The organism is Curtobacterium sp. ODYSSEY 48 V2, from assembly GCF_023712625.1.
Taxonomy (GTDB): domain Bacteria; phylum Actinomycetota; class Actinomycetes; order Actinomycetales; family Microbacteriaceae; genus Curtobacterium.
This window is the reverse complement of sequence record NZ_JAMAXX010000006.1, coordinates 171,405-183,845: the sequence shown is the minus strand read 5'-3', so window position 1 is coordinate 183,845 and position 12,441 is coordinate 171,405. Positions and strand designations below refer to the sequence as shown.

Genomic DNA, 12,441 nt, shown 5'->3' with positions numbered 1-12,441 from the left:
TGGGATCTGGCACATCACATGCTGTTCCCTGGACTCAGGAGCGCCGGACCAGCCGCCGCTCCCCGATCCCAGGAGGAACCATGACCACCTCGAAGCACCTGCTCGCCACCGCCGTCGCCACCTGCGCGCTGGGCGCAGCCCTCGTCTGCGGGACGTCCGTCGCGAACGCCGCGCCCGCGACACCGACCGACCCCGCTGCGAGCACGACGAGCGCCCCGGCTGCCGCCGCACAGGAGCCCGGAGCGGGCGGCATCGCGGTCTCGCGCAACGCCGACGGCACGGAGGACGTCCGACCCATGACCGACGAGGAGCGCTCGGAGATGGACGGGAAGTGGTCCCCCGTGGATCGCTGAGCTGACCGGGTGCCGGTCGACCCGCCGGGGTCGACCGGCACCACCGCGCCCGCTGCCGTCAGAGCTTCTCGATCGGCGCGATCTTGATGAGCAACTTCTTGCGACCCGCGGCATCGAAGGCGATCTCGGCGATGCGCTTCGCGCCCTGCCCGGTCACCGCGGACACCGTGCCCTCGCCGAAGTCGACGTGCTTGATGCGGTCTCCGGCGACGAGTTCCATGTCACCGTTGTCCCGGACCTGCCCGGACACCCGGTTCGCCCACTCGGTCTTCGGACGGGTCTTCGCCGCCGCGGCCGCACGGTCGTAGGAACCGCCGCCGAAGCCGCCACCGCCGCGGTAGCCACCGCCGCCCCCGCCGGCACCGCCGAAGCCACCCGGACCGCCACCGCGACGGGCGTTCAGCGCGCGCGGTTCGGTCCCCCCACGGCTGTTCGCCATGCCGGGCGACTGCTTCCACTCGATCAGTCCCTCGGGGATCTCCTGCAGGAAGCGGGACGGCATCGCCACGTTGACGTCGCCGAACTGCGCGCGGGTCATCGCCAGCGACAGGAAGAGCGACTTCTTCGCTCGGGTGATGCCGACGTAGAAGAGCCGGCGTTCCTCGGCGGGGCCGCCCGGCTCGTTCGCGGACATCCGGTGCGGCAGCAGGTCTTCCTCGACGCCGGTGAGGAACACCGCGTCGTACTCCAGGCCCTTCGCCGTGTGCAGCGTCATGAGCGACACGGTGCCGGACGAGTCGTCGAGCTCGTCGGCCGCTGCGACCAGGGAGACCTCGGTCAGGAAGTCGGACAGGGTGCCCTCGGGGTTGTTCTTCTGGAACTCCCGCGTCACCGCCACGAGCTCGTCGATGTTGTCCGCACGCGCCGCGTCCTGCGCGTCGGGCGACTTCCGCAGGTTCTCGAGCAGCCCGGAGCCGTCGAGCAGCTGCGTGAGCGTGTCGACCACCGGCTGGGTGGCGGCGCGCGAAGCGACGTCGTCGAGCAGCGCTGCGAACGACGTGATCGCGGTCCGCACCTTCGGACCGAACCCGAGCTCGTCGGCGTGCCGCAGGGCGTCACGCATCGAGGTCTCGTGCTCGTCGGCGTAGCGCTGCAGTGCCGTCTCCGTCACGGCACCGATGCCGCGCTTGGGCACGTTGAGGATGCGCCGGAGCGACAGCGGATCAGCCGGGTTGGCGACGGTGATCAGGTACGCCATGGCGTCCTTGATCTCGGCACGCTCGTAGAACTTCGTGCCGCCGAGCACCCGGTACGGGATCGCCGAGCGGATGAAGATCTCCTCGAGCGCACGCGTCTGCGAGTTGGTCCGGTAGAACACCGCCATGTCCCGGTACGACGTGCCCTCGTCGTGCAGGCGCTGGATCTCGTCGGCGACGAACTGCGCCTCGTCGTGGCCGGTGTACCCGGTGAAGCCGACGATCTTGTCGCCGGCCCCGACGTCGGTGAACAGGTTCTTCGCCTGGCGGTCGAAGTTGTTCGCGATGACGGCGTTCGCAGCGTCGAGGATCGTCTGCGTCGACCGGTAGTTCTGCTCGAGCAGGATCACCTTCGAGTTCGGGAAGTCCCGCTCGAACTCGACGATGTTCCGGATGTCCGCGCCGCGGAAGGCGTAGATCGACTGGTCCGAGTCACCGACGACGGTGAGCGATGCCGGGGCGATCGACCCGTCGGCCTCGCGCATCCGGGCGACGTGCTGTCCGGTGTCCTCGAGCTTGTCGACCTGCTCGACGGGCACCGGGCGGGTGAGCTCGCGGATCAGGGCGTACTGCGCGTGGTTGGTGTCCTGGTACTCGTCGACCAGGACGAACCGGAAGCGGCGCTGGTAGAGCGCGGCGACCTCGGGGAACGCGCGGAACAGGAAGACGGTCTGCCCGATCAGGTCGTCGAAGTCGAAGGCGTTCGCCCGACGGAGCTCGTTCGTGTAGCGCCGGAACACCTCCGTGAACATGACCTCCTGCGGGTCGTTCACGTTGATGTTCCGGGCGTAGGTGTCGACGTCCTGCAGCTCGTTCTTGAGCTTCGAGATCTTCGACGCCGCGGCGCCGACGGTCAGCCCGAGGGAGTCCGCCTCGAGCTCCTTGATGATCCGCTTGAGGAGTGCACGGGAGTCCGCGGAGTCGTAGATCGTGAACGACTGCGGGAACCCGAAGCGCTCGGCCTCGCGCCGGAGGATCCGCACGCACGCCGAGTGGAACGTCGAGATCCACATGCCCTCGGCGGCCTGCCCGACCAGGGCCTGCACGCGCTCGCGCATCTCGGCGGCGGCCTTGTTCGTGAACGTGATGGCGAGGATCTGCGACGGCCAGGCCTCGCGGTTCGCCAGCAGCAGGGCGATGCGGCGGGTGAGCACGCTCGTCTTGCCCGATCCGGCACCGGCCACGATGAGCAGGGACTCGCCGCGGTACTCGACGGCTTCCTTCTGCTGGGGGTTGAGACCCGCCGTGAAGGGGTCGTCGTACCCGCCGGGGCGGTTGCCCGCGCCCGGCTCGGGGGACTGGTCGAAGGGGTCGAGCACGATCGTCATGACCGGGTCAGTCTAGGCGCGCCCTCCGACAGGCGCAGCGGCTGCGGTCCGTGGGCCGCGGGACACACTGCGACGCACCAGGACCGGGATCGGGTCCGACGGCGGACAGGCTGTCGGGCATGAGGACGTGGACCGCAGGTGACGCCGTTGAGCTCGTCGAGCGGAGCTGGGTCTGGATGTCGTTCGTCACGACGCCGGTGACGATCACGGTCGGGGCCGGCTGGTCCTTCCTCGCCGACGGCGGCATCGGGAGCCCCGAGGGCCCGCCCGCTCTCGCCCTCACGATCGTCCTCCTCGCCGTCGTCGCGGGGCTCGTGACGATCGGGGGCGGGGCCGTGGCGCTCCCCTGCACGTACGCACTCGGGTGGGCGCTCGCCCGGATCTCCGCCCGCCGCGGCGTGCACGTCGTCGCGCACGCACTGCTCGCCGGCGGCCTGGCGGCGCTCTGTGTCTGGGTGCTCGAGACGTACTGGTCCCACGCGTGGGCACCCCTCCCGGCCTTCCGCCTGCTCATCTCGGTCTCGGCTGCGGCCGCTGCTGCGATCGCCACCTGGCGGACCGCCCGCGCGACCGCGGCGGTGCGGCGACGACGACTCCGCGGCGTGCGGACGCGGGGAGCTGACGGATCAGTCGGTGGCGCTGTCGACGAGTGACCGCGCCCGCACCGCCAGGTCCGGGTGGTCCGCGAACACCCCGTCCACCCCGGTCCGCACGACCGAGGTGAACCACCGCTCCCAGTCGCCGCGCGCTGCCACGTCGCCCCCGCGCCGCAGTGGCGCCGGCAGGAACCGGTTCTCCGGCCGGAGCGTCCACGTGTAGACGGCGAGCCCCGCAGCGTGCGCGCGCTCGACGATGACGCTCCGGACCGGGCGCGGGTCGTCGACGGCGACGCTGTCGACCCCCGCCATCAGGGTCTTCAGGTCGACGCTGACGCCGTGGAACTCCGCGGCGAACCCGGCCAGCGCGGCGTCCGTGCGCTCCGTCGCCCACGAGGGAGCCGCCGATCCGTGGGCGGCGACCTCGTCCGCGGCACTGCCACGGGCCTCCTGGAGGTACACGAGCCGACCACCCGTCCCCCGTGCGCCGAGCTGACGGAGCACCGTCTTCTCGAACGACTCGATCGTCAGCCGGTCGTCGCCGCGCCACCCGGCGTCCCCGAGCGTGTCGTCGAGCAGCTGCGCCATCGGGAAGCCGGCCTGCTCGAAGAAGTGCGCGTGCTTGACCTCGGCGACGAGCCCGACCGGTCGGGGCGCCGCGTCGAGGATCGCGAGCAGGTCCTCGAGCCGCAGGACGCCGTCCTCGCCGTCGTGCGCGGCCGAGGCCGGACGCAGCCGGGGAAGGCGCTCCCGGACCCGGAGCGTCCGCAGCTCGTCCCACGTGAAGTCCTCGGTGAACCAGCCCGTCACGCTCTGGCCGTCGACGGTCTTCGTCGTCCGCAGGTGTGCGAACTCGGGGTGGTCGGCGACGTCCGTCGTGCCGGACACCTCGTTCTCGTGCCGCAGCACGAGCACGCCGTCCTTCGTCGGCACGAGGTCCGGCTCGATCGCGTCGGCACCGAGGCCGACGGCCAGTTCGTAGGCACTCCGGGAGTGCTCCGGTCGGTGGCCGGAGGCACCACGGTGGGCGATCACACGGGTCATGCGCCGAACCGTAGCCGCTCGACCCTGCCCGCAGGTGTCCTCACGGTGTGCCTGTGGACACATCCGTTCAGCCGTCGCCCCTCGTTCCCAGGCCGCCCGCGGAGGGTCGCTCCGTGACCGTCCGACACCTCTCCACCGCCGTCGAGGCCCGCATCGACCGCGCGGCCCGCCGCCTGCTCGACGCCGGGCACCAGCCGCACCGCCCGGGCCGTCTCGCCCTCACCGAGTTCCTGGTGTTCGGCGCGAAGCAGGCGTGGGCGTGCACGTTCGGGGCGCTGCTCCTCGCGACGATGGTCGTCGTGCACCTGACCGTGCCTCCGGGCGCCCGGAACGACGTCCTCACGATGTCCGCGGCGGCGATCCAGGTCGCGATGCTCGTGTTCGGCCTGGAGACGGTCCGGGAGCTCCGGGTGGTGCTGGTCTTCCACGTGGTCGGCACGGTGATGGAGGTCTTCAAGACCCACGTCGGCTCGTGGGAGTACGCGGGCGACGGCTGGCTCGTGGTGGCGGGCGTGCCGCTCTTCTCCGGGTTCATGTACGGCGCGGTCGGGTCGTACATGGTCCGGGTCGTGCGGCTGTTCGACCTGCGCTTCGACCGGTACCCGCGGCAGTGGTCGCTCGTGCTCGTCGCGGCGGGCATCTACGCGAACTTCTTCGGGCACCACTTCGTGTGGGACGCGCGGTACGTGCTGCTCGCCCTGGTCGTGGCCCTGTTCGCACGCACCACGATGCACGTCCGCGTGCACCGCGCGACGCTGCGGATGCCGGTCCTGCTCGCGATGGCCCTCGTCGCGCTGTTCATCTGGCTGGCGGAGAACGTCGCGACCTGGGCCGGCGCCTGGTCCTACCCGGCGCAGGCAGGAGCGTGGCAGCCGGTCGCACCGACGAAGGTCGTCGCCTGGCTGCTGCTCATGGTCGTCTCGGTCGCGCTGGTCTCGTGGCTGTACCCGCAGGTCCGGTCGGCTCCGGCGGTCACCGACCGACGACGTGCGGGCACCGACCGACCGGGAGGCACGTCCCGACACCGCCCCGCAGGCGCCCGTCCGGCGGTCGGCCAGCTCACGACGAGCTCGGGGCAGCCACGCAGACCGCGACCGTAGGCTCCCGGTGTCGGGACCACCGGGTCCCGCTTCCGCTCGCCGCGAATCCTCAGCCTTCCGCGACGGGGCGCCCCTAGGCTGAGAGGACGTAAATCTCCGAGGAAGAGGACACCATGGCCTTCAAGCCCGGTTTCGACCAGTCCCCCGCCTTCAACGACCAGGGCCGTGGCGCCTGGGGCGCCGGCGCTGGTCAGCAGCAGGCGGGCTGGGGACGCACCCCACAGCAGGGACAGTACCCGCAGCAGGGCAGCATGACGCCCGAGCAGCTGCAGTACATGTACGACCGCCCGACGGCGAGCCCGGTCGACACCGACCGCATGTCGTACGAGGACACCATCGTCAAGACGCTGCTCGCGTTCGGCGTGCTCCTCGTCGGCGCCGTCGCCGGCTGGAACCTGCCGCCGATCGTCTGGATCGTCGGCGCGATCGTCGGGTTCGTGCTCGCGCTCGTCAACACGTTCAAGAAGAAGCCGTCGGCGGGGCTCGTCCTGGCCTACGCGTTCTTCGAGGGCCTGTTCGTCGGCGGCATCTCGGCGATGTTCAACAGCCAGTTCGACGGCATCGTCACGCAGGCCGTGTTCGGCACCCTCGGTGTCTTCGCGGTGACGCTGCTGCTCTTCACGTCCGGCAAGGTGCGCGCGACGCCGAAGGCGACCCGGTTCTTCCTCGTCGCGATGGTCGGCTACCTGGTCTTCTCGCTCGTGAACCTCGTGCTCATGTGGACCGGCGTGACGAACTCCGCGTTCGGTCTCCGGAGCTTCGAGATCTTCGGCATCCCGCTGGGCGTCATCATCGGCATCTTCGTGGTGCTCATGGCGGCGTACTCGCTGGTGCTCGACTTCGACCAGATCAAGACCGGCGTCCAGCGCGGCGCTCCCCGCATCTACGCCTGGACCGCGGCGTTCGGCCTCATCGTCACCCTGGTGTGGCTGTACATCGAGATCCTGCGCATCCTCGCGATCCTGGCGAGCAACCGCGAGTAGCTCGCACCTGATCGACACGAGGGGCCCCGGCACACGCCGGGGCCCTTCGTCGTGTGTCGGGAGGGCGGCGCCCGCCCCGACATGTTCTCGTCGCACGACATGCCGCTCACCTCTCGCACGAGCGGCATGTCGTGCGACCGGCACGTCCGCTGGCGGCACGTCGTGCGACCGGGGCGGACCAACCGGGCGACCCGGACGGGCTGAGAGCGGCACGGAGACGCGGCGAGGGCCCGGCACGCAGTGCGTACCGGGCCCTCGGGGCGTCAGGGAGTGGTCACTCCCACTCGATCGTCCCCGGCGGCTTCGACGTGACGTCGAGCACGACGCGGTTCACGTCGGGAACCTCGTTCGTGATGCGGTTCGAGATCTTCGCCAGGGTGTCGTACGGCAGGCGCGTCCAGTCGGCGGTCATGGCGTCCTCCGACGAGACCGGACGGAGCACGATCGGGTGGCCGTAGGTACGACCGTCACCCTGGACGCCCACGGAGCGGACGTCGGCGAGCAGGACGACCGGGCACTGCCAGATCTCCTCGTCGAGGCCAGCCGCGGTGAGCTCCTCGCGCGCGATCTTGTCCGCGGCCCGGAGCAGCTCGAGGCGGTCCTTCGTGACCTCGCCGACGATGCGGATGCCGAGCCCGGGGCCGGGGAACGGCTGGCGGCCGACGATGACCTCGGGCAGCCCGAGCTCGCGACCGACGGCTCGCACCTCGTCCTTGAACAGGGTACGCAGCGGCTCGACGAGCTCGAACGTCATGTCCTCGGGCAGGCCCCCGACGTTGTGGTGCGACTTGATGTTCGCGGTGCCGGATCCGCCGCCGGACTCGACCACGTCGGGGTAGAGCGTGCCCTGGACGAGGAACTTGACCTCGCCGGCGTCGTCGTCGCCGCGCGCCTCGAGCACGAGGGCCTCGGCCGCCGCCTCGAACGTGCGGATGAACTCGCGCCCGATGATCTTGCGCTTCTGCTCGGGGTCGCTGACGCCGGCGAGGGCGTCGAGGAACTGCTGCTCGGCATCGACCGTGACCAGGCGGACACCGGTCGAGGCGACGTAGTCCTCCTCCACCTGCTTGCGCTCGTCAGCGCGCAGGAGCCCGTGGTCCACGAAGACGCAGGTGAGCTGGTCGCCGACGGCCCTGTGGACCAGGGCTGCGGCGACGGCGGAGTCGACACCGCCCGAGAGCCCGGCGATGACGCGTGCCGAGCCCACCTGCGAGCGGATCCGCTCGACCTGCTCCTCGATGACGTTCGCGGAGTTCCAGTCGCCGGGGAGGCCTGCGGCGCGGTGCAGGAAGTTCTCGAGCACGGCCTGGCCGTACGCGGAGTGCTTGACCTCGGGGTGCCACTGCACGCCGTAGAGCTTGCGCTCGTCGGAGGCGAACGCGGCGACCGGGGTCGAGGCGCTCGACGCGAGGACCGCGAAGCCCTCCGGGGCCTTCGCCACGGAGTCGCCGTGCGACATCCACGTGACCTGGGACTCGGGCTGGTCGCCGAGCAGCACGCTGTCGGTGCCCGACACGGTCACGTCGGTGGCGCCGTACTCGCGGAGGCCGGTGTGCGCGACCTCGCCGCCGAGCGACTTCGCCATGGCCTGGAAGCCGTAGCAGATGCCGAGCACGGGCACGCCGAGGTCGAGGATCTCGCCGTCGAGGGACGGCGCACCGTCCTCGTACACGGACGACGGACCACCGGAGAGCACGATGGCCGCCGGGTCCTTCTCGCGGACCTCGTCCGCCGTGATCGAGTGCGGGACGATCTCGCTGTAGACGTTCGCCTCGCGCACGCGCCGTGCGATCAGCTGGGCGTACTGCGCGCCGAAGTCGACGACCAGGACAGGGCGCTGTTCGGTCTCGCTCACCGAGCGGCCTCCTTCTCACGCTGCTGGGCAGCGGTCAGCTCGTGGTAGGTGTCCATGGCCTTCTGCTGCATGCGGTGCTCCACCACGAAGGACATGAACGGGATGATGCCGCCGAGGGCGATGAGCAGGAAGCGCGACGGCCTCCAGCGCATGATGCTCCACAGGCGGAAGTCCGTGAACAGGTACAGCACGTAGAGCCAGCCGTGCGCGATGAGGATCGCGATAGACAGGTTGAACGTGCCGGGTGCTTCGCCCGCGGTGCCGTTCGGCACGAAGAACGGGCCGTTGCCGAGCTGCATCTCGAGCTGCAGCGGCGTGTACTTGATGACGACCTCGATCACGAGCGCGAGCAGCAGCACGCCGGTGATGTACGCGGAGACGCGGTACCACTTCACCGCGCCCGGGATCTTCGGGATGTCACGCGTGCGGACGGTCAGGGCCATGGGGTCGATCCTACCGGTGCGACCGGGCGGGCTCGGCGGGCTCCCCCGGGCTCCCGGCGGCGTCGGTGTCCGCGGCCGCGGCCTCGCGGGCGTCCTCCTGCTCGCGCTCCCAGGCGTCCTTCACGAACCGGTACCAGAGGAACACGGCGAACCCGGCGAACACGACCCACTCGATCGCGTAGAAGAGGTTGAGCCAGTCGAAGCGGACCTCGCGCGTCGGAGCACGGTCGGCGATGGTGCCGAGGTCGGCGGCCTTCGCGGTGGTGCCGTCGGCGACGACGTACCCGATGTACATCCGGTCATCGAAGGCCTTCCAGGTGTTCACGAACCGGGCCGGGGCCACGGCCGAGTACTCACCCTTGCTGTAGGCGTCCTGGTCCGGGGACTCTGCTGGGTAGTAGCGCCCCTGCACCGTGAGCTCCTGGCCGTCGGTGAGGCGCTCGCCCCCCGCCTCGGCCTGTCGCCGCTGGTCGGACCAGCCGATGACGACCGGCAGGCTCGCACCGGTCTCCGTGTCGACGAGGTGTCCGATCGCCTGGTAGGTGCCGCCGCCGGACCGCCCGGTCAGGATCGTCGTGTCACCCGCGACGAACGTGCCCGTGACGGAGATGCGCTGCCCGGCGATGGACTCCGACGCCGCACGGCCGGGCTCGGTGACGTCGTCGAGGGCCTTGCGGGTCTCGGTCGTCGCCGGCAGGGGCTTGCCGTTCGCGATGCTCCGCTCGAGCTGCCACTTGCCGAGGCCCGCGAAGGTCCCGGCGAGCACGAGCGCCAGCAGGAGCAGTGCGATCCACCTCGGTCGTCGGGCTACGGCCCACATCTGTATCAGTACTCCGGATCGCGCTGGCGGACCGGGCGCCTCGGGCGCTCGGCAGGGACGTCCACCGGCGACGTCACGGGTTCGCTCGTCGTCGGCTCCGGTGACCCATTCTCGCGCTCTTCCCTGCCCGCAGCCTCCACGAGGGCGAACTCCTCGGCGAACTGGCGGTCCCGCTCGGCACGACGCGCGGCGGCCGCCGCGTCCTGGTCGGCGACGCCGGCCTCGGCGGCGGTGTCGATCGCCTCGTCGAGGGCCGGTCCGGCCGGGATCCCGACACCGGCAGCACCGGCAGCGCCGGCAGCACCCGTCGCGCCGTCCGGACCCGAACGGCCTGTACCGCGGCCAAGCCGGTCGCGCAGGCGCTGGCGCAGCCGCGCCACCCGGGCGGGACGCACCACGAGGCGGCCGATCCGGTCCGAGTTGACGGCGAGCAGCGGACCCAGGACGGCCATCACGAGGACGTAGAGGCCCGCGAAGGCGGTGATCCGCGCCTCCAGGCCGGCGGCAGCCGACAGCGTCGCGAGGATCAGCGCGAACTCGCCGCGGTTGACCAGGATCACCGCGGTGTTGATCCCCTGCTGGACGTTGAAGCCGTTCATGCGGGCGACGAGCTGTCCGGCGACGGCGTTCAGCACGATGGTCATGCCGATCGCGCCGAGGACGGGCCAGAGCACCTCGCCGAAGGTCGACAGGTCGAGTCCGAGGCCGAAGTTCACGAAGAAGAACGCCGCGAACACGTCGCGCATCGGGAGCGCCAGCTGCTCGATGCGGTCCCGGTACCGGGTCGCACCGCAGAGCAGGCCGATCACGAACGCACCGATGGCGTCGGTCACGCCGAGCAGGTCACCGATGCCGCCGAACATCACCGCGAGCCCGAAGAACAACACCGTGAACAGCTCGTCGTCGCGGGTGGCGAAGATCTTCGACACCCACTTGCCGGCGAACCGGGCGAGCGTGAACATGACGATGAGGAAGCCGAACGCGAGCGCGAGCTTGCCGACCACGGCCCAGAGGTTCGTGTCGCCGGAGAGCACCACGGAGACGATCGCCAGGTAGATGGCGATGAAGACGTCCTCGATGACGGTGACGCCCAGGATCATCGGGGTCTCGTCGTTCGCCAGGCGCCGCAGCTCGATGAGCAGCTTCGTGACGATCGCACTCGACGACGTGGCCGTCATGCCCGCGATGATCAGGGCCTCTCGCGTGCCCCAGCCGAGCGAGAACCCGAAGGCGAACCCGACGCCCATGTTGATGGCGACGTACGTGCCGCCGGAGACCAGGAGCTTCCCGGCGTTGCCGTAGAACTCCTCCTGGTCGAACTCCAGCCCGAGGTTGAAGAGCAGGAGGATGAGCCCGAAGGTCGCGATGAGCTCGATCGTGTGCGACTCGACGTTGAGGCCGATCCACGGGGTGTGCGGGCTCGCGATGAGCCCGACCACCATGTAGATCGGGATGGCGGGCAGACCGATCGTCTTGCCCAGGCGCCCGAGCACGTAGGCGATGACGAAGAGCACACCGATGGTGAGCAGTTCGCCGCCGAGGTGCACGGGTCAGCTCCCGGGCGGCGCCTCGGCGGCAGCCGCCGCCAGCTGTCCGCTGCGGTAGAAGGAGAACGCCTTGGCGACCTTCTCGGGAGCGCCGGCGACGACGATGGTGTCACCGGGGAACACGACGAAGTCCGGCGAGGGAGCGGGGTTGGCGCTGTCGCCGCGGACCACGGCGACGACGGTCAGGCCGATGAAGCCCGAGTCGTGCAGGTCGCCGAGGGGCTTGCCGGCGATGGCGTCCTCGTAGTCGACGCTGAACCAGTCGATCGACAGGCCGGGGATCTCGTCGAGCTTGTCGAGGCCCTCGGTGATCCGGGTACCGCCGAGCAGTTCGGCGAGGGTGTGCGCCTCGTCCTCGCTCAGGCGGAGCGAGACCTTCTCCGACTTGTCCGCGCCGTCGGAGACGTCGGCGAACGAGATGAGGTCGGAGTGCCCCGACCGGTGCGTGATGACACCGCACTTGCCACCGTCGTCGGTGTAGAAGCTGTGCAGCACGCCGACTCCGGGGAGTTTGACGCGATGGACGTCGACCATGATGGCTCCCTTGGTGAGTACCCCGATGATAACCACCGGGTGCGGCGGCCCATTCCACGGGTCATCCGGTCGGTGGACGCGTGCCGGTCCGACCCGTCGCCAGCCTCGCCGCATGGGGAACACCGGGGGCCGTGCCCGCATCGTCGTCGCCGTCGTCGGGGTGGTGGTCGTCGCGGCCTACGCGGCACTGCTGGCCGTGAACGCGCTCGTGCTCGACCCGCTCGGCGCGGTGCCGGGGCGCTCGCTCGAGCAGATCTACGCGCGGGTGGACGTGGGCAACGACGTGGCGCAGGACGTCGTCGGCGTGCTCGTCGTCGCAGGCATCGGCGTGGGACTGGCGCTCACCGCAGCGGTCGTCGGACTCGCGTCGCGGCTACCGACGACGACGATCGCGGTGCTGCACCTCGGCATCCTCGCTGCGGGCGCACTCGCGACGTTCCAGTCGGGCTTCTGGCTCGGCATGGACGTCGCCGACTCGTGGCCGACCGACGGCGCCGCGCACACGATCTGGTCCGGCGTGCTGTACCTGACGAGCACGGCGGCGCTCATCGCGATCCCGGTCGTCCTCGTCGGCACCGCCGTCCGGACCCGCACCCGCACCCGCAACACGCAGCGTCGGCGACAGCTCGCAGCGGAGTAGCG

At 70.6% G+C, this 12,441-nt stretch carries 12 protein-coding genes; 5 read left to right on the top strand and 7 right to left on the bottom strand.

From position 1 onward, the window contains the following. The first annotated feature begins 80 nt into the window (after positions 1–80). A complete protein-coding gene (locus M3666_RS11040) occupies positions 81–353 on the top strand; it encodes a hypothetical protein (RefSeq protein ID WP_066656894.1) in 273 nt (90 codons plus the stop codon). Positions 354–411: 58 nt separating this feature from the next. On the opposite strand, the gene M3666_RS11035 is transcribed toward M3666_RS11040, so the two are convergent. Beyond that, complete coding sequence (locus M3666_RS11035; RefSeq protein WP_066656896.1) at positions 412–2,877, bottom strand: ATP-dependent helicase; 2,466 nt, start codon at positions 2,875–2,877, stop codon at positions 412–414. Positions 2,878–2,996: 119 nt separating this feature from the next. On the opposite strand from M3666_RS11035, the gene M3666_RS11030 reads away from it, so the two are divergent. Continuing rightward, positions 2,997–3,530: a hypothetical protein gene (locus M3666_RS11030; RefSeq protein WP_209685320.1), complete on the top strand. Its 534-nt coding sequence runs from the start codon at positions 2,997–2,999 to the stop codon at positions 3,528–3,530. Here the strand turns inward: M3666_RS11030 and M3666_RS11025 are convergent. Next, positions 3,504–4,517, bottom strand: coding sequence for a glycerophosphodiester phosphodiesterase family protein (locus M3666_RS11025; RefSeq protein WP_251155219.1), 1,014 nt, complete (start codon positions 4,515–4,517; stop codon positions 3,504–3,506). The two genes, M3666_RS11030 and M3666_RS11025, sit on opposite strands and share 27 nt — an antisense overlap. Positions 4,518–4,630: 113 nt before the next feature. On the opposite strand from M3666_RS11025, the gene M3666_RS11020 reads away from it, so the two are divergent. Both M3666_RS11020 and M3666_RS11015 read left to right on the top strand, forming a co-directional pair. Continuing rightward, entirely contained in the window at positions 4,631–5,617 is a 987-nt protein-coding gene (locus M3666_RS11020; RefSeq protein ID WP_251155218.1) for a DUF817 domain-containing protein, read from the top strand. Between the two features lie 113 nt (positions 5,618–5,730). Then, complete coding sequence (locus tag M3666_RS11015; protein ID WP_251155217.1) at positions 5,731–6,600, top strand: Bax inhibitor-1/YccA family protein; 870 nt, start codon at positions 5,731–5,733, stop codon at positions 6,598–6,600. A 274-nt stretch (positions 6,601–6,874) separates the two neighbouring features. Here the strand turns inward: M3666_RS11015 and guaA are convergent, their stop codons facing one another. From guaA to M3666_RS10990, 5 genes are read right to left on the bottom strand one after another with little or no spacing between them, the layout of a single operon-like run. After that, positions 6,875–8,455, bottom strand: coding sequence for a glutamine-hydrolyzing GMP synthase (guaA, locus tag M3666_RS11010; protein WP_251155216.1), 1,581 nt, complete (start codon positions 8,453–8,455; stop codon positions 6,875–6,877). Further along, positions 8,452–8,898, bottom strand: a complete 447-nt coding sequence (locus tag M3666_RS11005) for a DUF3817 domain-containing protein (protein WP_066656914.1) — start codon at positions 8,896–8,898, stop codon at positions 8,452–8,454. The genes guaA and M3666_RS11005 overlap by 4 nt, the downstream gene beginning before the upstream one ends. Before the next feature lie 10 nt (positions 8,899–8,908). Next, entirely contained in the window at positions 8,909–9,718 is an 810-nt protein-coding gene (locus tag M3666_RS11000) for an SURF1 family cytochrome oxidase biogenesis protein (RefSeq protein ID WP_251155215.1), read from the bottom strand. 5 nt (positions 9,719–9,723) lie between these two features. Next, positions 9,724–11,265 carry a cation:proton antiporter gene (locus M3666_RS10995; protein WP_251155214.1) on the bottom strand — a complete coding sequence of 514 codons (1,542 nt, stop codon included), beginning with the start codon at positions 11,263–11,265 and terminating at the stop codon, positions 9,724–9,726. A gap of 3 nt (positions 11,266–11,268) precedes the next feature. Continuing rightward, positions 11,269–11,799 carry a cation:proton antiporter regulatory subunit gene (locus M3666_RS10990; RefSeq protein ID WP_058728934.1) on the bottom strand — a complete coding sequence of 177 codons (531 nt, stop codon included), beginning with the start codon at positions 11,797–11,799 and terminating at the stop codon, positions 11,269–11,271. Positions 11,800–11,911: 112 nt separating this feature from the next. On the opposite strand from M3666_RS10990, the gene M3666_RS10985 reads away from it, so the two are divergent. Next, positions 11,912–12,439 (top strand): hypothetical protein, encoded by a 528-nt coding sequence (locus M3666_RS10985; RefSeq protein WP_251155213.1) that lies wholly within the window; start codon positions 11,912–11,914, stop codon positions 12,437–12,439. The last annotated feature ends 2 nt before the right edge of the window (positions 12,440–12,441 follow it).